At 65.7% G+C, this 21576-nt stretch carries 19 protein-coding genes; 9 read left to right on the top strand and 10 right to left on the bottom strand.

Annotation, left to right across the window (positions count from 1 at the left end; all coding sequences use genetic code 11):
- Positions 1-3: 3 nt before the first annotated feature.
- On the bottom strand, positions 4-1179 hold the full coding sequence (locus tag DDT93_RS04770) for an MFS transporter (RefSeq protein WP_157960098.1): 1176 nt from the start codon (positions 1177-1179) through the stop codon (positions 4-6).
- 247 nt (positions 1180-1426) lie between these two features.
- Here DDT93_RS04770 and DDT93_RS04765 point away from each other — a divergent pair, with 247 nt between their 5' ends.
- The gene (locus DDT93_RS04765) at positions 1427-2077 is read left to right on the top strand and encodes a hypothetical protein (RefSeq protein ID WP_109464623.1); all 651 of its coding nucleotides are present in this window, start codon (positions 1427-1429) and stop codon (positions 2075-2077) included.
- Positions 2078-2137: 60 nt separating this feature from the next.
- Here the strand turns inward: DDT93_RS04765 and DDT93_RS04760 are convergent, their stop codons facing one another.
- The 6 genes from DDT93_RS04760 to cysG form a co-directional block, all read right to left on the bottom strand.
- Complete coding sequence (locus DDT93_RS04760; protein WP_232825365.1) at positions 2138-2995, bottom strand: ferredoxin--NADP reductase; 858 nt, start codon at positions 2993-2995, stop codon at positions 2138-2140.
- A gap of 68 nt (positions 2996-3063) precedes the next feature.
- A complete protein-coding gene (locus tag DDT93_RS04755) occupies positions 3064-3468 on the bottom strand; it encodes a DUF934 domain-containing protein (RefSeq protein ID WP_109464622.1) in 405 nt (134 codons plus the stop codon).
- A complete protein-coding gene (locus DDT93_RS04750; protein ID WP_109464761.1) occupies positions 3465-4226 on the bottom strand; it encodes a phosphoadenylyl-sulfate reductase in 762 nt (253 codons plus the stop codon). The genes DDT93_RS04755 and DDT93_RS04750 overlap by 4 nt, the downstream gene beginning before the upstream one ends.
- 7 nt (positions 4227-4233) lie before the next feature.
- Positions 4234-5898 (bottom strand): nitrite/sulfite reductase, encoded by a 1665-nt coding sequence (locus DDT93_RS04745; protein WP_109464621.1) that lies wholly within the window; start codon positions 5896-5898, stop codon positions 4234-4236.
- A 58-nt stretch (positions 5899-5956) separates the two neighbouring features.
- The gene (locus DDT93_RS04740; RefSeq protein WP_109464620.1) at positions 5957-6268 is read right to left on the bottom strand and encodes a DUF2849 domain-containing protein; all 312 of its coding nucleotides are present in this window, start codon (positions 6266-6268) and stop codon (positions 5957-5959) included.
- Complete coding sequence (cysG, locus tag DDT93_RS04735) at positions 6268-7662, bottom strand: siroheme synthase CysG (RefSeq protein WP_109464619.1); 1395 nt, start codon at positions 7660-7662, stop codon at positions 6268-6270. Before cysG ends, DDT93_RS04740 begins: the two co-directional genes overlap by 1 nt.
- Before the next feature lie 146 nt (positions 7663-7808).
- Here cysG and DDT93_RS04730 point away from each other — a divergent pair, with 146 nt between their 5' ends.
- Complete coding sequence (locus DDT93_RS04730) at positions 7809-8276, top strand: Lrp/AsnC family transcriptional regulator (RefSeq protein ID WP_109464618.1); 468 nt, start codon at positions 7809-7811, stop codon at positions 8274-8276.
- A gap of 69 nt (positions 8277-8345) precedes the next feature.
- On the opposite strand, the gene DDT93_RS04725 is transcribed toward DDT93_RS04730, so the two are convergent.
- Complete coding sequence (locus DDT93_RS04725) at positions 8346-9530, bottom strand: cytochrome P450 (RefSeq protein ID WP_109464617.1); 1185 nt, start codon at positions 9528-9530, stop codon at positions 8346-8348.
- A gap of 88 nt (positions 9531-9618) precedes the next feature.
- On the opposite strand from DDT93_RS04725, the gene DDT93_RS04720 reads away from it, so the two are divergent.
- Together DDT93_RS04720 and DDT93_RS04715 are read left to right on the top strand one after the other, a co-directional pair.
- Positions 9619-11361, top strand: coding sequence for an ATP-binding protein (locus DDT93_RS04720; RefSeq protein ID WP_232825364.1), 1743 nt, complete (start codon positions 9619-9621; stop codon positions 11359-11361).
- Positions 11358-12575: a sigma-54-dependent transcriptional regulator gene (locus DDT93_RS04715; protein ID WP_109464615.1), complete on the top strand. Its 1218-nt coding sequence runs from the start codon at positions 11358-11360 to the stop codon at positions 12573-12575. The genes DDT93_RS04720 and DDT93_RS04715 overlap by 4 nt, the downstream gene beginning before the upstream one ends.
- Here DDT93_RS04715 and pdxR read toward each other — a convergent pair.
- Positions 12572-14014 (bottom strand): MocR-like pyridoxine biosynthesis transcription factor PdxR, encoded by a 1443-nt coding sequence (gene pdxR, locus DDT93_RS04710; RefSeq protein WP_109464614.1) that lies wholly within the window; start codon positions 14012-14014, stop codon positions 12572-12574. The two genes, DDT93_RS04715 and pdxR, sit on opposite strands and share 4 nt — an antisense overlap.
- Before the next feature lie 78 nt (positions 14015-14092).
- Between pdxR and DDT93_RS04705 the strand changes: the two genes are divergently transcribed.
- From DDT93_RS04705 to DDT93_RS04690, 4 genes are all read left to right on the top strand, one after another.
- Positions 14093-14821 carry a pyridoxamine 5'-phosphate oxidase family protein gene (locus DDT93_RS04705; protein ID WP_109464613.1) on the top strand — a complete coding sequence of 243 codons (729 nt, stop codon included), beginning with the start codon at positions 14093-14095 and terminating at the stop codon, positions 14819-14821.
- A 370-nt stretch (positions 14822-15191) separates the two neighbouring features.
- Complete coding sequence (locus DDT93_RS04700) at positions 15192-16193, top strand: TRAP transporter substrate-binding protein (protein ID WP_109464612.1); 1002 nt, start codon at positions 15192-15194, stop codon at positions 16191-16193.
- 90 nt (positions 16194-16283) lie between these two features.
- Entirely contained in the window at positions 16284-16967 is a 684-nt protein-coding gene (locus DDT93_RS04695; protein ID WP_109464611.1) for a TRAP transporter small permease, read from the top strand.
- A 5-nt stretch (positions 16968-16972) separates the two neighbouring features.
- Positions 16973-18403, top strand: coding sequence for a TRAP transporter large permease (locus tag DDT93_RS04690; RefSeq protein WP_109464610.1), 1431 nt, complete (start codon positions 16973-16975; stop codon positions 18401-18403).
- 58 nt (positions 18404-18461) lie between these two features.
- Here DDT93_RS04690 and DDT93_RS04685 read toward each other — a convergent pair whose 3' ends face one another.
- On the bottom strand, positions 18462-19976 hold the full coding sequence (locus DDT93_RS04685; RefSeq protein ID WP_109464609.1) for a peptidoglycan-binding domain-containing protein: 1515 nt from the start codon (positions 19974-19976) through the stop codon (positions 18462-18464).
- Positions 19977-20187: 211 nt separating this feature from the next.
- Between DDT93_RS04685 and DDT93_RS04680 the strand changes: the two genes are divergently transcribed.
- Positions 20188-21576, top strand: coding sequence for an amidase family protein (locus DDT93_RS04680; protein ID WP_109464608.1), 1389 nt, complete (start codon positions 20188-20190; stop codon positions 21574-21576).

Raw genomic sequence — 21576 nt, 5'->3', positions numbered from 1 at the left:
TGTTCAGAGCGCGGCGCGGCGGCGTCGGATGAGGGCCTCGGAGACCAGCAGCAGCACCAGCGCGCCAGCGGCGCAGAGCGCGGCGGCCACCCCGAGCGAGAGCAGTCCGGCGGCATTCAGAACACGGCCGCCGACATAGGCACCGAGCGCTGTGCCGACATAGATCGCCGCGGCATTGAGCGCCAGCAGTACGCCCGCGTTGTCCCGGTCCATCGAGATCAGGCGCAGCTGCTGGGCCGCGTTGAAGGACCAGCCGAAGGTGGACCAGCCGAAACAGACCGGGATCAGGACCCAGAGCGAGAGCGGCATCAGCGAGTAGAAGGGCAGCAGGCAGATCTGCGCCACGCATAGGATGATCAGCATGCGGAAGGCGCCGATCCGGTCGGTGACGATACCGCTGGCGAGGTTTCCTACAACTGCGCCGCCCCCGAAGAGCAGCAGGATCAGGGTGATGCCGTTGCGCCCGAAGCCCATGGTCTCGGACAGCAGCGGCGCGATGTAGGTATAGACCACGAAGGTCGAGCCGACGAACAAGACGGTGAACAGCAGGGCCAGCACGTCGCGCGGGTTGGTGATGGATCGCCCGAGGTCCGAGAGCGAGACCGGCTGGAACCTGAGACCCGCAGGCACGGTGCGCCAAAGGATGACGATGAAGGGCAGGGTCAGCACTAGGATCATTGCGAAGGCTGCGCGCCAGCCGAAGGTATAGGCGATGAAGCCTCCTGCGGGCACGCCCATCACCTGGCTCAGGGTCAGCCCGAAGAAGACCGCCGCCAGCGCCCTTGCCTGCCGGTCCGGCGGGCTGAGACCCGCGGCAACGGCGGCGGCAACGGGCGTGAAGAGCCCCGCGCCGGTCGCGGTCAGGATCCGCGAGAGAAACAGCAGCGTGGGCGTCGGCGCCAGCAGGGCGCAGAGGTTCGAGAGGGCGAAGATGACCAGAGCCGCGGTCAGGATGCGGCGGCGTCCGATCTGGCCGGTCAGCGAGATCAGGAGCGGCGAGAGGATCGCGTAGCCGACGGCGTAATAGGTCATCATCAACCCCGCCTCGGCAGGCGGGATCCGAAAATCGCTGGCGACCGGGCTCAGCAGCCCGACCACCATCAGGGCCCCCATGCCGATCACGAAGTTGGCCGCGGAGAGCGCTGTGATCACGCGTTTGGTGGAGGCTGGCTGGGACATGGGTTCCGGTCGCTGGAAGGATTGTCGGTTCTCGGTACCCACGAAGGGCGGGCATAACAAGCGGAATGTGGCGCGGTGGGCAGGCATGGCAATCCCCCGGCTGGCGGTTCCGGTCAGAGTTGGCGTGCCGATACAAACGAGTTTGACAGGGGGCCGGTATCGCGTCGAAATGCTGTAATTAATATGTTTACGAAATACGTTTTGCGGTAATCTGTTAATGGCAGGGGATTATTGGAGGGGAGGAACCATGAAGGGGGGGTATGCGCGTTTCAGACGTGCAATCCAGGTTCTGATCGCGTCGGTATTTACCATTTTCGCATTGATCGTACTTCTTGCGGGCTGGTTTGCCGGTACGGAATTCCTTGTGCGATACAAGCCATTCTACTACGCGATGGTCCCGACAACGGCGGTTTGTTTCGCCATCCTCGGCTGTGCGAACATCCTCGCCAGCCGCGGGGCAGCCCGGCACCTCTGGCTGCTGAGAGCGTTGCTTGCAGTTGTTGTCGTGATCGCCGTTCTAAACCTGGTGCTGCACCAGTTCCCCGCCATGTCGAGCCTCGACCACCTGCTGGGCTTTCCACTGGGTGACGGCGACCGGATGGCCGACGGTACGGCCTATGGCCTGCTGCTCGCGGCCTATTGCATTTACTGCCTCGGGCTGTCCCGGCCAATTGGCGCAGACATGTATCGCATTGGTGTGGTCATGGGGCTGACATTGTCCTTTGCGTTGCTCGTCGGGCATTCCTTCGTGAAAGTCGCGGCGGTCGACATTCCCATATTCCGGGAAACGTCGTTTTTCACCGCTTTGCTGTTCCTGCTGCTGTTCGTTGGCCTTGCCTTGCCCGACCCGAGGGTCTTTGCCCTCGACAAGGGGGCACATCGGCGCTGGCGTCATTGAAACGAAAACGGCCATCCCGGGAGGTCCGGAATGGCCGTTGAGGTCAATTTGGCGGGACGGTCAGCCGACGAAGGCTTTCTCGACCACGTATTCCTTGGGATCCGAGTTGGCGCCCTCACGCAGACCGAAGCCTTCGAGGGTCGTCTGCATGTCCTTGTTGAAGGCCAGCGAGCCACAGACCATCGCGCGGTCGTCCGCCGGGTTGATCGGGTCGATGCCGAGGTCCTTGAACACGGTGCCGTCCTGCAGCAGCTCGGTGATCCGGCCCATGCGCGGGCTCTCCTCGCGCGTGGTGGTCGGGTAGTAGTGGATCTTCGCCAGGTTTTCCTCGCCCAGCAGTTCGATCATCAGCTCGTCCTGCTTGAGGTCCTCGATCAGCTTGCGGCCATACTCCAGCTCGCCCACCTCGCGGCAGGTGTGGGTGATGATGACCTTCTCGTACTTCTCGTAGGTCTCGGGCTCGCGCAGGAGCGAGGCGAAGGGGGCAAAGCCGGTGCCGGTGGCAAAGAACCAGATGTTCTTGCCCGGCAGCAGCGCGTCATGCACCAGAGTGCCGACCGGCTTGGGCCGCAGGATGATCTCGTCGCCCGGCTGGATGTGCTGCAGGCGCGAGGTCAGCGGGCCGTCCTGAACCTTGATCGAGTAGAATTCCAGTTCCTCGTCCCATGCGGGCGAGGCGATGGAATAGGCGCGCAGCAGCGGCTTCTGCTTGCCGGTGTTCGGATCGGGATCGCCCATGAGGCCGATCATCACGAACTCGCCGGAACGGAAGCGCAGGCTCGCAGGGCGCGAAACCCGGAAGGAAAACAGGCGATCGGTCCAATGCTTGACCGCGGTCACGGTCTGGGCGTCGGGCAGCGTCGGTTTGGCTTTGGTCGGTGCGATTTCGGTATCGGTCACGGCGGTCATTTCATTCATGTACATCTGCCGACCTCTCTGGCCGGTCCCTCTTGAGTAGTCCTTGATCCAGGTCAGGAAAAGGCCGTTCAGCCCCGCAGGCGGGCGCGATAGTCGTTTTCCTGCCAGTTTGCCCGGAAAACCCACTGGTCCTCGGGCTGGCGCTCGGCCAGGGCGGCATCGATCTCGACCTCGTCGAAACCGGAGCGGCGCGCCATGGCGTACTGGTCGGCGATCACGTGGCCCTTGGCCCGCAAGCGGCCGGTATACCCCATGCGGCGCAGGCGGCGCGCGATGGTAAAGCCGCGGCCGTCGGCAAAGCTCGGGAAATCCACGCGGATCATTTCGGCGCTTGCCAGCTTGCCGGCCAGCGCGTCGGGATCGGTGTCGGACGCGAGGTCGAGCGCCAGGGCGCCCTCGGCCTCGTCGATGGCCACGAACTGGCCGTCAAAGTCGTCGGCGCCAAAGCCGCTGTCGGTTACGATAACGCTCATTGGTTTGCTCCTATCCGCACCACCTTGCCGTTGACGAAGTGGATGCCGCATTCTTCCTTGTTCTGATCGCGCCAGCGTCCTGCACGCGGGTCTTCGCCGGGTTTTACCGGCGAGGTGCAGGGGGCGCAGCCGATGGAGGGATAGCCCCGGGCCACCAGCGGGTGACGCGGCAGGCGGTTTTCCTCCATGTAGTTCTTGACGTCCTCCGGCGCCCAGTGCGCCAGCGGGTTCACCTTGATGCGGCCCGTACCGGCCTCGGCCTCGAAGAAGTCGAGCGCGGCGCGGGTGCCGGACTGGAACCGCTTGCGACCGGTGATCCAGCCGTCGAAGTTCTCCAGCGCCCGGTTCAGCGGAACCGTCTTGCGCAGGGAGCAGCAGGCGTCGGTATCGAACTGGTGCAGGGTCCCGTCCGGGTCCTCGCGGCCAAGGTCCATCTCGGACGCGCGGATGATCTGCACGTTGGTCAGGCCCAGCCGCTCGCTCACCTCGGCCTGGTAGACCAGGGTCTCGGTGAACAGCATCTCGGTGTCGATGAACAGCACCGGCACGTTGCGGTCGGTGATTGCCGCCATGTGCAGCAGCACGACCGATTCAGCGCCGAAGCTGGAGACCAGGGCGATGTTCCCGGCTTCCTTCAGGGCGGCCTTCATCACCTCGGTCGCGCTGTGGTGGCGGTACCGGGCATTCAGCGCCGCGACCTGTTCCGCCAGAGCGGGGTCGACCGCGCCCTCGGGCACTTGGTCAAGAGGAGGTATCATCGGACGATCAAGCGGCATTGGCCTTGGCCTCGGGATAGAGCGCAGCCTTGAAGGGCTCGGCGCCCAGGCGGCGGTAGGTCTGGAGGAAGGTTTCCTCGGGCGACTCGCGCTCGTCGAGGTAGGCATAGACCAGCCGTTCGACCGCCGGGACGATTTCGTCGGCCGAGAAACCGGGGCCGGCACGTTCGCCGATGGCCGCCGTTTCGGTCGCGTCACCGCCCAGTGTGATCTGGTAGTTCTCGACGCCTGCGCGGTCGAGACCGAGGATCCCGATATGGGCCACGTGGTGGTGACCGCAGGCGTTGATGCAGCCCGAGATCTTGATCTGCAGGTGACCGATGTCGTGCTCCAGCTTCAGCTCGTCAAAGCGCACCGCGATTTCCTGCGCGATCGGGATCGAGCGGGCGGTTGCCAGCGCGCAGTAGTCCATGCCCGGGCATGCGATGATGTCCGAGATCAGGCCGATGTTCGCGGTGGCTAGCCCGGCCTCGCGCAGGCGGGCGTGGATCGCGGGCAGGTCCGACTTGTGGACGTGCGGCAGGATCACATTCTGCTCATGGCTGATGCGCAGCTCGTCATGGGCGTATTGCGCGGCGAGATCGGCCATCACACGCATCTGCTCGGCAGTTGCGTCGCCCGGCGTCTTGCCGTGGGCCTTGAGGCTGATCGAGACGATGGCATAGCCCGGCGCCTTATGCTCCGACAGGTTGGTGTCGGCCCAGGACCGGAACACCGGGTCGGCGTCGTAGGCGGTGTGGAAGGCATCCTCGGGCACGTTGCGGAAGGCCGGGTTCGAGAACATCCCGCGGATTTCGGCCAGAACGTCCTGATCGGTTCCCTTGAACTCGGGCCGGATCTCGGCAAAGCGCGCCTCGGTCAGCTCTCGGATCTTCTCGATGCCGTTTTCGTGCACGGTGATCTTGATCCGGGCCTTGTACTTGTTGTCGCGGCGGCCCAGCAGGTTGTAGGTCTGCAGGATGGCCTCGAGGTAAGGCAGCAGGTCAGCTTCGGGCAGGAAGTCATTGATTACCTTGCCGATCATCGGGGTACGGCCAAGGCCGCCGCCGACGATGACCTCGAACCCGCGCTGCCCGTCACGGGACAGCATCCGCAGGCCGATGTCGTGGGCACGGGTCACCGCGCGATCATGCTCGGCACCGGTCACGGCGATCTTGAACTTGCGGCCCAGGAACTGGAATTCCGGGTGGTCGGTGGACCACTGGCGGATCAGTTCAGCCACCGGGCGCGGATCGGCGATCTCGTCCGCGACGGCACCGGCAAAGTGGTCGGCAGTCACGTTACGGATGGTGTTGCCCGAGGTCTGGATCGCGTGCAGCCCGACTTCGGCCAGCGCATCGAGCATGTCCGGCACGTCGCGCAGCGCGGGCCAGTTGTACTGGATGTTCTGGCGGGTGGTGAAGTGGCCGTAGCCCTTGTCCCACTTCTCGGCCAGCAGCGCGAGCTGGCGCATCTGCGCCGAGTTCAGCGTGCCGTAGGGAATGGCCACGCGAAGCATGTAGGCGTGCAGCTGGAGGTAGAGGCCGTTCATCAGCCGCAGTGGCTTGAATTCGTCCTCGGTGAGCGACCCGTCGATCCGGCGCTCGACCTGGGCGCGGAACTGGGCGTTGCGCTCGGCAAGGAAGGCTTTGTCGAATTCGTTGTAGCTGTACATGGTCTTTCCTTTCGGGCGCGGCGGAAGCGCCTTCGATGGGTCGTGGCGGTGCGGCGGATCAGGAGCTGGCTTGCAGGTCGGCCTGCTTGCCGTGGAAGTAGTTGGACGGCCCGGTCATCCGGAAGTCCTCGCGGAAGTGGACCGGCTGGGGGCCATTCTCGCCGACCTTCACGTCAGCGAGGTAGGCGCCGACGACTTCGCCGGCCTGCGCCGAGCCGAAGGCAAGGCGCGCGTTGGCCGTGTCCTCGTCGCGCAGCACCTCGGCCTCGGCGATCGAACGGGACCAGACGTTGTCGGCGGTCTGGTAGATCACGTCGCCCATCAGCAGGTCATTGGCGGTGACGACTTTGGGGGTGAAGGGACGGGGCATCAGGCAAGCTCCTTTTGCAGATCGGGCAGGGCCAGTGCGGCGGCACGCGGCGCGAGGCCATAGAAGGTCAGGGCGGGGCCGGTCATTTTCGCCTCGGCGAGGTCGGCCGGCAGGGTGTCGAGCGTGGTCAAAAGCACGCGCTGATCGGGGCGCGAGGCGTTCTCGATCACGGTTACGGGTGTCGCGCGGTCGGCGCCGTGCATGATCAGGCGACCCTGCAGGAACCGGGCCGATTTCTTGCCCATGTAGATCGCGGCGACCTCGCCCTCGCGGGCCAGCGCGGCCCAGTCGTGGTCGGCGAAACCCGCCACATCGTGGCCGGTCAGGAACCGGACCGACGAGTTGCGGCCGCGCTTGGTGAGGCTCTGGCCGATCCCGGCGACGGCGGCGGAGGCAGCGGTGATGCCCGGCACGATGTGCCAGGTGACCCCGGCGGCCTCGCAGGCGTCGATTTCCTCGTCAAGGCGTCCAAAGACGGTCGGATCGCCCGATTTCAGGCGAACCACCTGGGCACCGCCCTTGGCATGTTCGACGATCAGGGCGTCGATGGTCTCCTGACTGGTCGAAGGGCCGAAGCCTTCCTTGCCGACATCGATCATCGTCGCCTCGCGGCGGGCGAGTTCGAGGATCTCCTTGGAGACCAGACGGTCGAAGATCACCACATCCGCCTCGTCGAGCGCGCGGCGGGCCTTCAGGGTCAGAAGCTCCGGGTCGCCCGGGCCAGCGCCGACAAAGGCCACGTGGCCCTCGCGCTGCTGGCGGGCGAGGTGACGGTCAAGAAGCGTGTCGAGCGCCTCGCGGGCACCGGTTTCGCCGTCACGGTCGATGGCGCGCGGACCGGCGTTGAAATAGTAGTCGGCCCAGAAATCGCGGCGGGCGCGGCCGAAGGGCAGCGCCTCGGCCAGCTTGCGGAAACCCTTGCCGATGCGGGCGAGGGGGCCGAGCGTTACCGGCAGGCGCGCTTCAAGGTCGGCCTTGATGGCTCGGGCCAGAACCGGCGCGGCGCCTTCGGTGCCGATGGCAACGGTGACCGGGTCGCGGTCGACGATGGCGGGCGTGATGAACTGGCTGTCTTCGAGGTTGTCGACGACGTTCACCAGCACACCCTCGCTGCGGGCGATCGCGGCGGTGCGCGCATCCTCGGTCTCGTCCTCGTCGGCGGCATAGAACAGCGACGCACCCTGCACGTCACCGGCGCGGAGCGGGCGGCGGAGGAGTTCAAGGCGCCCTTCGGCGGCCCAGCCCTCGATCTCGGCTGCGGGCGCGGGGGCGTAGACTTCGATGCGGGCGGTGGTCTTCATCAGCAGGCGCAGCTTGGCCAGCGCCGCGTCGGCGCCGCCGGAGAGAACCAGCCGCTGACCATCCATGGCCAGGAAGATCGGAAAATGCTGCATCGTGGTCGCCCGTGTGGCTGTTTGACTTGTCACCCAATATAGGAAATATTCCCGTTTCAGCGCCATATGGCGGATCAAATAAGGACATATGTTCCCCGCATCGGTAAGATGGGAACGTTTGACCTGATGCGAAGGGGAAAACAGGAATGTCGGTTCGGATAGACGAGACAGACAGGAAAATTCTGGGCGAGCTGCAGCGCGATGCCAGCCAGTCGCTGGACGATATCGCCAAGGCGGTGGGGTCGTCCAAGACCCCGGTCTGGAACCGAATCCGCAAGCTGAAGGAAGCCGGTGTCATCGGTCAGCAGACCGTTGTTCTCGACCCCGAGGCGCTGGGGTTCGAGGCCTGCTTCTTCGTGCTGATCCGGACCTCGGCACATGAGGCGGACTGGCAGGCCAAGTTCCTGAAAGCCTTGAAGGAACGGCCCGAGGTGCAGGAAGCCCATCGGCTGGCGGGCGATATCGACTACATCCTAAAGGTCCGGGTGAAGAACGCGCGTGCTTATGACGCTTTCTACCAGGCGCTGATCTCGGAAGTGCGGATCCACAACGTAACGGCGTTGTTGTCGATGGAGGAGATCAAATCGACGACGATGCTGCCGCTTGGGGCCTGAAGCGGGGGCGCTGCCCCCGTCGCGCGAGGCGCGACTCCCCCGGGATATTTCTCCCCAAAGAAGTCGGGGTCACGTGCTGACCCGGAGCGCCGTGAGCCCGTGGAAGTGATAGCTGTCGCTGTAGCGGGGCGGTTCGGCCAGTTTGAGGCCGGGGCAGCGGGCGATCAGTGCGGGCAGCGCGATCTGCATCTCGAGGCGGGCCAGCGGGGCGCCGACGCAGAAGTGCAGCCCGCCGCCGAAGCTGGTGTTGGTCGAAACCGGGCGGCGGGGATCGAAGCGGTCGGGCTCGGGCCAGACGGCGGGATCGCGGTTGGCGGCGCCGAGCAGCAGGGCGACCTGATCGCCGTGGCGGAACTGGTGGCCGAAGACGGCAACGTCTTCATAGGCATAGCGCGTGAACATGTGGAGCGGCGGGTCGTAGCGCAGGATTTCCTCGACCGTGCCGGCAAGGGTCTCAGGTGCGAGCAGATCGGCGATGTCGTCGCGCTGTTCGAGCAGGGTCTTGAGGCCGTTGCCGAGGCTGTGGACGGTGGCTTCGTGCCCGGCGTTCAACAGCAGGATGCAGGTGGCGACCAGTTCGTCCGAGGACAGCTTGTCGCCAGCCTCCTCTGCCGCGATGAGCGCGGTGATCAGGTCCTCGCCGGGTCGGGCGCGGCGATGGGCGATGTAGTCGCGCAGGGCAGCCGAGAATTCCGCGGCGGCACGGGCGGCGGCCTCTTCGGTCGCGCGGGTCCGGTTCGCCTGGTACATGGCGACCATGGCGTGGGACCAGCCCAGCAGTTCCGGCGTCATGCTCTCGGGCACGCCGAGCAGGCGCGCGATGGTGCACACGGGGACTTCGGTGCAATAGGCCGGGAGCAGGTCGAAGGGCCCGGTGGGAAAGGCGTCGATCAACTCGTGGCAGAGGCTCTCGATCGCGGGGGCGAGGGCGGCGATGGCCCGCGAGGTGAAGGCCCTGAGGACGAGACCGCGCAGGCGGGTGTGACGTGGCGGTTCCGCTTCCAGCAGGGAATGATCCTCGACCGCGTAGAAGGGCGCGAGGTGGGGCGGCGGTGTGACGGCCATCTCCGGTGGGACTTCGCGGCCGAAGCGGCGGTCTTTCAGCAAGGACGATACCGCGGCATGGGAAAAGGCCGCGACCATGCCGTATTGCTCCCACCAGCCGAGATCGCTGCCTAGGCGGGCCGAGGCGTAGAATGGGTAGGGGTCCTGGACGAAGGACGGATCGGTCGGTGACTGGCTGTGGCGCTGCATGGAAGGGCTTTGCCGGGGGACGCTGGTCATTGCAAGCCCTCCGCTGCTATTCTCGCCGGGACGACATTCCGGGGAGCATGAAAAGGCCTTGCGTATCAACTGGATCGTTCCGGTTTTCCTGATCGCGGTGGCGGGGCTGGCTGCCGGCGTCTGGCGCTATGGCTATGGGCAGGCGCTGGACCAACTGGCACGGCGCGCCGAATCCGATCTCGCCCTGGCGAGCGACCGGCTGAGCACCCAGTTGCGGGTGTTTCAGGAGCTGGCGGTTCTGCTGGTCGAACACCCGGCGCTGTCGGGGCTGGAGGAGCCGGGCCGGGCCGAGGCGGCGGACGAGATGTTGCTGGGCGTGAGCGACAAGATCGGGGCGATGGGTGTGGTCTTTGCCGATGCCAGCGGGCACGTGCAGTCCGGGCCCTGGGAGCTGCTGGGGCGCGAGATCGGCGATATGCCCTATTTCCGGCGCGCGATGCAGGGGGCATTGGGGTCGGGGCACGGGCAGGCGGGATCGGACCAGCGCCGCGCCTATGTCTATGCCGCGCCGGCCTTCGGTGTGGACGGGCGCGTGCGCGGTGCGCTGGTCATGGTCGCGGATGTTGTTCAGGTCGAACAGGCCTGGCGCGGCGACAACCCGGCGGTCTTCTTCACCGACAGTGACGGCGGGGTCTTCATCTCGAACCGGACCGACCTGCTGGGCTGGCGACGTCCTGCGGGACACGTGGGGCTGGTGCCGCCCGAGGGGGCGGCCCCGCCCTTTGCCGTGGCGCAGGTCGGGCCCGTCGAGATCTGGCGATTGGGCTGGGGGCCTTACCTTCCGGCGCGGGCGCTGCACATGGCGAAGGACCTTCCGGTGATCGGGTTGACCGGCGAGGTGCTGGTCGACGTGGCCCCGGCGCTGCGTCTCGCGTCGTTGCAGGCGGCGGCGGTGGCGGCGATCTGCCTCGCCTTTGGCGCGATGCTGTTTCTCGCGACTGTCCGGCGCCGGACGCTGGCCGAGGCGAATGCCGTACTGGAGGCACGCGTTGCCAAGCGGACCGAGGCGCTGCTTTCCACCAACGCGCACTTGCGGCGCGAGGTCCGTGAACGAGAGGAAGCCGAAGAGGCGCTGAAGCGAGCGCAGGCGGAGCTGGTGCAGGCGGGCAAGCTCTCGGCGCTGGGGCAGATGAGCGCGGGTATCAGCCACGAGCTGAACCAGCCGCTGATGGCGATCCGGTCCTTTGCCGAGAACGGCGCCGCCTACCTCCAGCGCGGACAGGCGGACGTGGCAGGCGAAAACCTCGGGCGGATTTCCGAACTGGCGCGGCGCATGGGCCGGATCATCCAGAACCTGCGGGCCTTTGCGCGGCAGGAGAGTGAGGCTGGGGTCCGGGTCGACGTGGTCTCGGTCATGGAGAGCGTGATCGAGATGACCGAGGCGCGGATGCGGCAGGAGGAGGTCGAACTGCGCTATGACTCGCCGGTATCGCCGGTCTGGGTACGGGCCGGCGAGGTGCGACTGGGGCAGGTGTTTCTGAACCTTGTCAGCAACGCGATCGACGCGATGCAGGGGCGCGAGAACAAGGTGCTGAGCATCGAGATCCGGGGCGGTGCGGCGCCTGAGGTCGAGATCCGCGATACCGGCCCGGGCATCGACGACCCGGAAAAGGTGTTCGATCCCTTCTATACGACCAAGAAAGTCGGTGCCGCCGAGGGGATGGGTCTGGGCCTGTCGATCTCCTACGGCTTGGTGCAGAGCTTTGGCGGTGATATCCGCGGGCGTAACATCGAGGATGGAACCGGGGGCGCGCTGTTCCTGGTGCGGCTGGAACGCTGGCAGGAGGACAAGGCGGCATGACGAGGCAGGTCCTTCTGGTGGATGACGACGCAGCGGTGCGCGAGGCGCTGAGCCAGACGCTGGACCTTGCCGGGCTGGCGGCGATCCCGGCGGGATCCTTCGTGGCGGCCAAGGATCACATCGCGCGGGAGTTTCAGGGCGTCATCCTGTCGGATATCCGGATGCCGGGGCGCGATGGGTTTCACCTGCTGAACTATGCCCACGCGGTCGATGAGGACCTTCCCGTGGTGCTGCTGACCGGAGAGGGCGATATCCCGATGGCTGTGGCGGCGATGGAGCAGGGTGCCTTCGACTTTCTCGAAAAGCCCTGCGCCCCGGCGGATCTGGTCGCGGTGCTGGAGCGGGCGCTGGAGGCGCGTCGCGCCGTGCTCGAACGGCGGGCCGAGCGGATGCGGGCCGAGAAGGGGGACCCGGCGGCGCGGCTGCTGTTCGGGGTCTCCGACCTCGCGGAGGGGCTGCGGGCCCGGGTGCGCAGGTTGGCCGGGATGGAGACCGAGCTGCTGGTCACCGGTCCGCCGGGGAGCGGCATTTCGAAGGTCGCCGAGGTCATTCACCTGTCTTCGGCGCGGTCGCGCAAACCCTTCGAGAAGCGGGCTGCCGATGGGCTGGACCGCGTGGCGCTGGAAACCGCGCTGGCCGCGAGCGCGGGGGGCAGCCTGTTTCTGGACGAGATCACCCGCCTGCCGCCTGACACCCAGATTGCCCTGATCGAGGCGCTGGACGGGGGCACCGCAGCCCGGGTCATGGGCGGGAGCACGGCCGATCCGGGGCCCGAGGACATGAACCCCGACCTGTTCTACCGGCTCGAGGTCGGAACCGTACGGGTGCCGTCCATCGCCGAGCGGCCCGAAGACATTCCCGTGCTGTTCCGCCATTACGTGGCGCAGGCCAGCGAACAGGCCGGGCTGACGCCGCCCGAAATCACCTCGGAGCATCTCTCGGCGCTGATGGCACAGGACTGGCCTGGCAACACCCGGTCGCTGATGAGCGCGGCCATGCGCTTCGTCCTCGGGATGCCGCGCGACGTGGCGCAGGCCAGTGAGTTGGGGTTGGCGGAACAGATGGCGCGGGTCGAACGCGCGCTGCTGATCGCCGCGCTGGGTCGTCAGAACGGGCATGCTTCGGAGGCGGCCAAGGCGCTCAAGCTGCCGAGGAAGACCTTCTACGACAAGCTGGCGCGCTACGGGATCCGGCCCGAGGACTTCCGGCGTTAATTGGTCCCGCCGCCGGAGGACGAAAGCGTGGTCAGGGCTGCGCGGCCAAGGGCGGTCGCAGCGATGCGCAGATCCTCGGGCGCGTGGCCTGAAAAGCCGAGGACGAAGCCTTCACGCTCCCCTTGCTGCATCCGGGTTTCCGAGACCAGCAGGGTCTCGACCCCTGCCGCGCTGCGGATCTCTGTGGCGGTTGCCGTGGAGGTTCCCGCTGGGAGCCACGCGATGAGGTGCAGCCCGTGCTCAGGGACATCGGGGGTGAGGCGACCCTCGGAGGTTTCCACGATGCATTGGGCGACAAGATCGCGGGCGGCGCGATAGCGACGGAGGTTGCGGCGCAGGTGGGTCGCAACGGTGCCGTCGGCGAGGAGATCGGCAACGGCGTTCTGGAGGAAGGCGGGCTGGAACCGGTCGAGCGCTGGCCGGGCCCTGAGCACGCGCTCCAGCGCATCGGGCGGCACGACGATGTAGCCGAGGCGCAGCCCGGGGAACAGGGTTTTGGCGAAGGTACCGAGGTAGATCACCCGGTTCGGCGAAAGCCCCGCGAGGGCGGTCAGCGGCGGGCCGGAGTAGCGGAACTCGCTGTCATAATCGTCTTCGAAGACCCATGCCCCGGTTGCCTCTGCCCAGTCGATGAGTGCGGCGCGGCGTGTCATCTCCATGCGGACACCCGTGGGGAACTGATGCGACGGGGTGACGTAAACGGCACGGGCGTTGGGCGCGTTGGCGATCCCGGCCGCGACGTCGAGCCCGGCCGCGTCCACCGGGACCGGCGCAAGGGTCATCCCCGCAGCGGTCAGGGTGGCGCGCGAGACGTTGTAGCCGGGGTCCTCGAACCACGCGGTGTCGCCCGGGGTCAGTAGCGCGTCGGCACAGAGGCGCAGGCCGTGCTGGGTGCCGGTAACGACGATGATGCAATCGGGATCGCAACGGATGCCACGGTTGGCGGCCAGGGTTTCGGCGATCTGGGTACGCAGGTGGCGGGTGCCGCGCGGATCGCCATAGGCGAGATCGGCGGGCCGGGCGAGGGCGATGGCGCGCCGGGTGGCCGCACCTAGCCGGGCTAGGAAGTCGGGCTCGACATGGGTCTGGCCCAGCGCGAAGGGCGGGCGTTTGCCGTAAGCGAGTGCAAGGTCGGGAGCTGTCGCGGTCTGCTGTGCGGGGGGCAGTTGCGGCGAGACGAAGGTGCCCGAGCCGTGGCGCGCCTCGATCAACCCGTCGCTGATCAGGTGCTCGAACGCGGCGACCACGGCGTTGCGCCCGATGCCGAGGGTCCGGGACAGGTCTCGGCTGGAGGGCAGGCGGGTGCCGGGCGGGAGCAGCCCGTCGAGGATTGCCGCGCGCAGGCCCGCGCGTACCCGGAGGGACTGGTTGCGGATCGCCGGGTCCAGCTGGATCGGCGGCAGCGGCGCGTCGGGGCGGGATCGCGAAGTGTTTGCCATTTTTGGTTCAAAACTGGTCCTATCTCAAACCACTTTGCGTGTGCGACGAGAGGGGTGCAAGCCAGAAGGAACCCCTCCATGACCGATCAGACCCATTCCTATCCCGTAGATGGCACCAACCGCGTGAAGCGCCGCCATGATCGCGGGTTCTATGACCACGACACGGTGCACAAGCTGCTGGATGCGGCGGTGATGGCGCATGTGGCCTACGTGATCGACGGGCAACCCTTCTGCACGCCGACCCTGTTCTGGCGCGAATGCACGCGGCTTTACTGGCACGGCAGCAGCGCGAGCCGGATGTTGCGGAACCTCTCCGAAGGCGAGCCGGCCTGCGTGACGGTGACCCACCTCGACAGCCTTGTGCTGGCGCGGTCCGGTTTCAACCATTCGGCGGATTACCGATCCGTGATGGCCTTTGGGCAGGCCCGGCTGGTGGAAGACCCCGAGGAGAAGCTGCGCGCGCTCACCATGATGGTCGACCGTTTTTTCCCGGAGCGCACGGCCAGCCTGCGGCCCGCGACCACGCAGGAGATCAAGGCGACCACGGTGATCGTCATGGACATCGACCGCGCCTCGGCAAAAGTTCGCGCCAAGGGGATCGCGGATGACGAGGAGGATTACGAACTGCCAATTTACTCCGAATTGCTGCCGGTGCGGATGGTCATGGGCGCGCCGGAAGCCTGCGCGCGGATGCCGGGCGGGGTGAATCGGCCCGCGACGCTGGCTCCCTATCGCGAAGGCCGGTTGCTGGAAGAGGCGCTGACCGAGGCCTACGGCATGGCTTATGGCGCGGCGACAGGGGCTTAGCGACACCTGTTCAGGTGATGACATTGGTGGCGGTGCAGGGGGACTGCGCCGCCGCTCCTGTGTGTCGTGATGCGATTCGAACTGGTCAGACAGCGTGAGTCGCGATTCGAATGTGTGCGGATTTTCGCACAAACGTGGTGTGGCGCCGTGCGGATTTCCGCACTGGTCGGTTGATGTCAGAATTCTCCGGCCCGGCTGAAATCCGCCTAAATCATTTAATTTCAGGTGTTTTCTTGTGCGCCGCCCCTTGAAACTGACGAACAGTTGAGCGGTTGGCGGCATTTGGGTTCACTCCGCTCAGTGCACCGAGACGCGGTGCGGCCGGACCGGGAGCGTCCGGTGACGGAATACAACTCGGGAGGAGTATCCGATGAAATTCGTAACCGCCGCCGTCGCGGCGCTGACCCTTGGCATGAGCGCAACCTCGGCTCTCGCATCCTGCGAAGAGGGCGAGATCGTCATCAAGTTCAGCCACGTGACCAACACCGACAAGCACCCCAAGGGGATCGCCGCCTCGCTGTTCCAGCAGCGTGTGGACGAGGAAATGAACGGTAAGGCCTGTGTCGAGGTCTATCCGAACTCGACCCTCTACAATGACGATCAGGTTCTGGAAGCTATGCTGCAGGGCGACGTCCAGATGGCCGCCCCGTCGCTGTCGAAGTTCGAAGCCTTCACCAAGCAGTTCCGCATCTTCGACCTGCCGTTCATGTTCAAGAACATCGAAGCGGTCGACGCCTTCCAGAACTCCGAGACCGGCCAGGCGATGAAGGAATCGATGGCGCGCCGTGGCCTGATGGGCCTCGAGTTCTGGCACAACGGGATGAAGCAGTTCTCGGCCAACAAGCCGCTGATCGAACCCGGCGATGCCGCGGGCCTCAAGTTCCGCGTTCAGCCCTCCGACGTGCTGGTCGCCCAGATGAAGGCGCTGAACGCCTCGCCGCAGCCGATGGCCTTCTCCGAGGTTTACGGCGCGCTGCAGACCGGCGTCGTCGACGGCCAGGAAAACACCTGGTCGAACATCTACGGTCAGAAATTCTTCGAGGTTCAGGACGGCACCACCGAGACCAATCACGGTGTGCTCGACTACCTCGTCGTGACTTCGGTCGACTGGCTCGACAGCCTTGACCCGGCGGTGCGCGATCAGCTGCTGACCATCCTGAACGAAGTGACCGTCGAGCGGAACGCTGCCGTGGGCGAAGTCGACGCCGAAGCGCGCCAGGCGATCCTGGACGCAGGCGCCGAGATCCGGGAACTGACCCCGGAACAGCGCCAGCACTGGGTCGACGCGATGAAGCCGGTCTGGGAAGAGTTCGAAGGCGACGTGGGTGCGGACAACATCGCCGCAGCCCAGAACATCAACGCCTCGATGTAAGAGCGGCGCGCCGGCATCTCGTCGGCGCCCGCCAACTGGCCCGTCCTTGTGGCGGGCCATTTTCGCAATCTGCATAGCGGGGGAATGACGATGTCCGGACATTCGTCCTACCGGCCCGGATCCGCCTTCGGACGGGCCATCCATTCGATCGAAGAGACGCTGATCGCTTTCATCCTCGGGATGATGACGCTGATCACCTTCGTGAACGTCGTGCTGCGGTACTTGTTCAACGATGCCCTGATCTGGGGGCTCGAGGTCGTACTGATCCTGTTCGCCTGGCTGGTGCTGCTCGGGATCTCCTATGGGTTCAAGATGACCGCCCATCTTGGGGTCGACGCGGTGATCAACCTGTTCGACAAGCCCGGCAAGCGTAACCTCGCCCTCATCTCGGCCTTCTGCTGCATCGCCTACGCCTTGCTGCTGCTGAAAGGCGCGTGGGACTACTGGGCCCCCTTCGCCGCGTTGCAACCGACCGAGGGTCGCTGGTTCCCGATGGGCTTTGCCACCGGCGTGCGCGACCGGGCCTTCTACGTCACCGACCAGGTGCCGATGCTTGGCATCTTCCGCTGGCTGGAGGACGCCATCAACTACGGCGATTCCTACGACAAGCTGCCCCGCGTGGTGCCCTATTTCATCCTGCCGTTCTCGGCCGCGCTGATCCTGCTTCGGGTGCTGCAGGCCAGCTGGGCGGTCGTGACCGGGCGCAAGGACAGCCTGATCGTGAGCCACGAGGCCGAAGACGCGGTGGCCGACGCCGCCCAGAACCGGGAGTAATCCGCATGGACGTCGTACTTCTTTTCGTGATGGTGGTCGCGCTGCTGCTGATTGGCGTGCCCATCGCGGTCTCTCTCGGGCTCAGTTCGATCATCTTCCTGCTGATGTTCTCCGAGACCTCGCTGGCCTCGATCGCGCAGTCTCTCTACCAGGCGATGGCCGGGCACTACACGCTGCTGGCTATTCCCTTCTTCATCCTGGCGTCCTCGTTCATGTCGACGGGCGGTGTGGCCAAGCGGATCATCCGCTTTTCCATCGCCTGCGTGGGTCACCTGCGCGGCGGGCTTGCCATCGCGGGCGTGTTTGCCTGCATGATCTTCGCGGCGCTCTCCGGGTCTTCCCCGGCCACCGTGGTTGCCATCGGGACCATTGTGATCGCGGCGATGAAACAGGCCGGATACTCCAAGGAATTCGCCGCCGGGGTGATCTGTAACGCGGGTACGCTGGGCATCCTCATCCCGCCCTCGATCGTGATGGTCGTTTACGCCTCGGCCACCGATGTCTCCGTGGGCCGCATGTTCCTTGCCGGGGTGATCCCGGGGATCATGGCGGGCGTGATGCTGATGATCACCATCTACATCATGGCCGTGGTCCGCGACATGCCCAAGGGCGAGTGGCTCGGCTGGGGAGAGGTCTGGGACAGCTTCCGGGACGCATTCTGGGGCCTCATGCTGATCGCCATCATCATGGTCGGCATCTACGGGATCCCCGGCGTCACCCCGGCGCTGTTCACCCCGACCGAGGCAGCGGCGGTGGCCTCGGTCTACGCGGCTCTGGTTGCGCTCTTCGTCTACCGAGACATGGGGCCGCTGAAGGCGCGCGAGAACCGCAGCCTGTCTGCTGCAGCCGTCACCGGTGAGGTGCCACGCCCGCTGACCCTGCTGGACAAGCCCTGGGCCATCGTGACCGCGTTCTTCCATCGCGACACCCGCGACACGCTGCTGGAGGCCGGGCGCCTGACCATCATGCTGATGTTCATCATCGCCAACGCGCTGATCCTCAAGCATGTTCTGACCGACGAGCAGATCCCGCAGCAGATCGCCAGCGCGATGCTGTCGGCGGGCTTCGGGCCGGTGATGTTCCTGGTGGCGGTGAACGTGATCCTGCTGATCGGCGGGCAGTTCATGGAGCCCTCGGGCCTTATCGTGATCGTCGCGCCGCTGGTGTTCCCGATTGCCATAGAACTGGGGATCGACCCGATCCACCTGGGGATCATCATGGTGGTGAACATGGAGATCGGGATGATCACGCCGCCGGTGGGGCTCAACCTCTTCGTCACCTCCGGCGTTGCCGGGATGCCGATGATGGGCGTGGTCCGCGCCGCGCTGCCGTTCCTTGGCGTGCTCTTCATCTTCCTGATCCTGGTGACCTACGTCCCCTTCATCTCGACCTATCTGCCGACCTTGCTGATGGGACCGGAGATCATCACAAGGTAAACGACAAAGGCCCCGGGGATCCCCGGGGCCTTTCTTCTTCTGCCGGATCAGATCCGTGTCAGGCCGGAACCATCTTTTTCTTCTTGATCTCCTGTGCCGCCATCAGCCCCATCGCCTTGGCGCGGGCGGGAGAGACCAGCTTGTCGCGCAGCATCTGTTCGAAGGCGGCGGGTGACATCGGGCCGGAGACCTTGTCGTAGATCTCTGAAATCACCTGATCGAGGTTCTTGGAAATCTGGTCGTTGATGATCTTCTCGACCAGCGCTTCGGCCCGGTCGTTGATGTCGCCGATATGGATGGTCTTACCCTTGGCCTGCTTCGACAGCTCGTTCAGCACCACGTCCCAGATCTTCTGCTTGTCCTTGCTGTCGAGCTTGCTGCTCGCCTTCTTGGCAAAGTCGCCAATGATCTTGCCGAAGGGACCCATTGCGGCGCCCTTCATGAAGTTGACGGCAAGGTTGTCGAGGAACTTGTCGATGGTCATGGTCTTGTCGCCCTTGGCGGCGGCGGCCACGTCCTTGACCGCGTCCTCGAGCGTCTTCTTGAAGCCCTCGGTGATCAGGTAGGCGGTGGCCTTCTTCAGTGAGGTGCTGGAGAGCAGCTTGAATCCGGTCTCCTTGGCAAGCTTGGGCAGGACCCGGGCCGAGAGAGCCTCGACGATGTTCTTGCCGCCCGCGCCGCCCTTGTTGAAGAAGCCGACGATGGCACCGACGCCGCCGTCGATGATGGTGTTCTTGATCGCGCCGCCGACTGAGAAGTTCTTGTCTCCGGCCGACCAGTTGCCCAGTTCGCCAGCCGCCGACTGCGTCGCCGATACCGCCGCACCGCCGATCATCGCCGAGGCGACCACGCCGGTGCCCAGCGCGGCGCCTGCGACCGGGGCAGCGAAGACGCCGACAAAGGTGAAAGCGCCGGTCTTGGTGAAGGTCAGGCCCGTCACCCAGTTGCCACCGCCGTCGATCATGTTCTCGCGGTAGCGGCGCATTTCGACAGCGGCGTCGTTGGCCAGCTTCTCGGCGTTCGGGTAGAGCTTGTGGAACTTGGAGAGGTCACCAGAACTCAGCGCGGATTCACACTGCTTGTAGGCGGCCTGCGCCTTGGTGATCATGCCCTTCGGAGGCAGGTCGATGCCACGGGTGGTTTCGATACAGAAGGCGACGAACCACTGGTCCTTGTTCTGTTTGTCGAAGTGGTCCCAGTCGGACTCGGCTGCGATCAGGTTCATCCGCATCTGCATCAGCGGACCCGAGCGCAGCTTGTCCACCATCTGTTTCTTGTAGGCGGCGTATTCCTTCTTGGTCATGCCGATCCACTTGCTGCCGACCTTGAAGAAATACTCGGGCTGTTCCTTTTCGATGCTGCCGGTCTTGAGCCCGCGCGCGATCACTGCCGCGGTCTCGCTGTCGACCTCGCCGGACTTCTTCAGGCCGGCCATGCCCTGCATCTGCTTGATGGCGTCCTTGGTCTTGTCGCCGATGATCCCGTCCACTTCGAGCGGGGGGCGCGGTTTGACGATACGGTTCAACAATTCCTGCAGTTTCTTTGCCTTTGCAGGGGGCATCTGGCTGGCCATGGCCGCTCTCCGAGAAATGGTCTTTTGGACAATGCCTCACGCAACCACGTTGCGGCCGACTCGTCCGTGAAGAAGGTCACACAAATCAATTGCGCAGAGTGTTGCCCGAACGCGTGCGGCAGGTCCATCGGAGATCTGCGGTTGCCGACTTGGGCATTGAATCCGCGCGGGATTTCCTGTCACCTCCTGCGCAAAGGCGAAAGGAAGCATCATGCGGGAACTGTGGGCGCAGAGCGCGACGGAGATTGCGGCACTGGTCAGGGCCGGGCGGGTATCGGCGGAAGAGGTGACAATGGTGCACCTCGACCGGATTGCGCGGTTCAACCCCGAGCTGAATGCCATCGTGCAGGAGTTCCCCGAGGAGGCCATGGCCGAGGCGCGCGCTGTCGATGCCAAGATCGCCCGTGGCGAGGAAGCGGGGCCGCTGGCGGGCGTGCCGGTGACCATCAAGGTGAACGTCGATCAGACCGGACATGCCACCACCAATGGTCTGCGGCTGCAGAAGGACCAGATCGCCAGTCAGGACAACCCGGTTGTCGCGAACCTGCGCAAGGCGGGGGCAGTGATCGTCGGGCGGACCAATACCCCCGCGTTTTCGATGCGCTGGTTCACCAACAACAGCCTGCACGGCCAGACGCTGAACCCTAGGAACCGGGCACTGACGCCCGGCGGCTCGTCTGGCGGGGCAGGGGCTGCCGTGGCGGCGGGTCTCTGCGCTATTGCGCATGGTACCGATATCGCGGGTTCGGTGCGCTACCCGGCCTACGCCTGCGGCGTTCAGGGCCTTCGTCCGACGCTGGGGCGTATTCCGGCCTGGAACAGCTCGGCCCCCGACCGACTGATCGGGGCGCAGATCATGGCCGTCTCGGGGCCGCTGGCGCGCAGCATCGCGGATGTGCGGCTGGGGCTGGAGGCGATGTCGGCCGGTGATTACCGCGACCCCTGGTGGTCCCCGGTTCCGCTCGACATGGGCGCCTTCCCGCGCCGCGCGGCGGTTTGCGTTGCGCCCGAGGGCATGGTGGTGGAGGACAGCGTCGCGCAGGCGGTGCTGCAAGCCGCCGAGGCGCTGCGCGCGGCAGGCTGGCAGGTGGACGAGGTCGACACCCCGCCAGTGCGGCAGGCTGCCGACATCAACGCCAAGCTCTGGATGGCCGAGTCCCGCGCTGCCGCGGCCGTGATCGCCCGTGAGGACGACCCGGACGCCAACATCGTCTTTGCCCGCATGACGGCGGACTCGCCCGAGATGGACCTCGCCGCTCTGATGACGGCGTTGCAGGATCGTGTCGGCGTAGTCCGTGAATGGCTGGCTTTCCTTGAAACCTACCCGGTGGTGCTGTGCCCGGTCTCGGGGATGCTGCCCTTCGCCCAGCAGAGCGACGTGGCGAGCCAGGCCGAGTTCGATGCGATCATGGAGGCGCAGCTGATGCAGCGCGCGCTGCCGACGCTGGGGCTTCCCGGTCTCTCGGTCGCCACGGGTGAGGTGGACGGCGCACCGGTGGGCGTACAACTGATCGGCTCCAAGTTCCGCGAGGACGTGCTCCTCGCCGCTGGTGAGGTGATCGAGGCCGCCTGTGGCGTTCCGGTCGTGGCCGGACTCTGA

The sequence above is a fragment of the Albibacillus kandeliae genome, assembly GCF_003116585.1.
Taxonomy (GTDB): Bacteria; Pseudomonadota; Alphaproteobacteria; order Rhodobacterales; family Rhodobacteraceae; genus Albibacillus; species Albibacillus kandeliae.
The sequence above is the reverse complement of the archived record's forward strand: the minus strand, read 5'-3'. Positions and strand labels throughout refer to the sequence as shown.

Coding starts and splice junctions, on each gene's coding strand:
- DDT93_RS04770 (WP_157960098.1), bottom strand. CDS start 1,179: ATGTCCCAGCCAGCCTCCACCAAACGCGTGATCACAGCGCTCTCCGCG.
- DDT93_RS04765 (WP_109464623.1), top strand. CDS start 1,427: ATGAAGGGGGGGTATGCGCGTTTCAGACGTGCAATCCAGGTTCTGATC.
- DDT93_RS04760 (WP_232825365.1), bottom strand. CDS start 2,995: ATGAATGAAATGACCGCCGTGACCGATACCGAAATCGCACCGACCAAA.
- DDT93_RS04755 (WP_109464622.1), bottom strand. CDS start 3,468: ATGAGCGTTATCGTAACCGACAGCGGCTTTGGCGCCGACGACTTTGAC.
- DDT93_RS04750 (WP_109464761.1), bottom strand. CDS start 4,226: ATGATACCTCCTCTTGACCAAGTGCCCGAGGGCGCGGTCGACCCCGCT.
- DDT93_RS04745 (WP_109464621.1), bottom strand. CDS start 5,898: ATGTACAGCTACAACGAATTCGACAAAGCCTTCCTTGCCGAGCGCAAC.
- DDT93_RS04740 (WP_109464620.1), bottom strand. CDS start 6,268: ATGCCCCGTCCCTTCACCCCCAAAGTCGTCACCGCCAATGACCTGCTG.
- cysG (WP_109464619.1), bottom strand. CDS start 7,662: ATGCAGCATTTTCCGATCTTCCTGGCCATGGATGGTCAGCGGCTGGTT.
- DDT93_RS04730 (WP_109464618.1), top strand. CDS start 7,809: ATGTCGGTTCGGATAGACGAGACAGACAGGAAAATTCTGGGCGAGCTG.
- DDT93_RS04725 (WP_109464617.1), bottom strand. CDS start 9,530: ATGCAGCGCCACAGCCAGTCACCGACCGATCCGTCCTTCGTCCAGGAC.
- DDT93_RS04715 (WP_109464615.1), top strand. CDS start 11,358: ATGACGAGGCAGGTCCTTCTGGTGGATGACGACGCAGCGGTGCGCGAG.
- pdxR (WP_109464614.1), bottom strand. CDS start 14,014: ATGGCAAACACTTCGCGATCCCGCCCCGACGCGCCGCTGCCGCCGATC.
- DDT93_RS04705 (WP_109464613.1), top strand. CDS start 14,093: ATGACCGATCAGACCCATTCCTATCCCGTAGATGGCACCAACCGCGTG.
- DDT93_RS04700 (WP_109464612.1), top strand. CDS start 15,192: ATGAAATTCGTAACCGCCGCCGTCGCGGCGCTGACCCTTGGCATGAGC.
- DDT93_RS04695 (WP_109464611.1), top strand. CDS start 16,284: ATGTCCGGACATTCGTCCTACCGGCCCGGATCCGCCTTCGGACGGGCC.
- DDT93_RS04690 (WP_109464610.1), top strand. CDS start 16,973: ATGGACGTCGTACTTCTTTTCGTGATGGTGGTCGCGCTGCTGCTGATT.
- DDT93_RS04685 (WP_109464609.1), bottom strand. CDS start 19,976: ATGGCCAGCCAGATGCCCCCTGCAAAGGCAAAGAAACTGCAGGAATTG.
- DDT93_RS04680 (WP_109464608.1), top strand. CDS start 20,188: ATGCGGGAACTGTGGGCGCAGAGCGCGACGGAGATTGCGGCACTGGTC.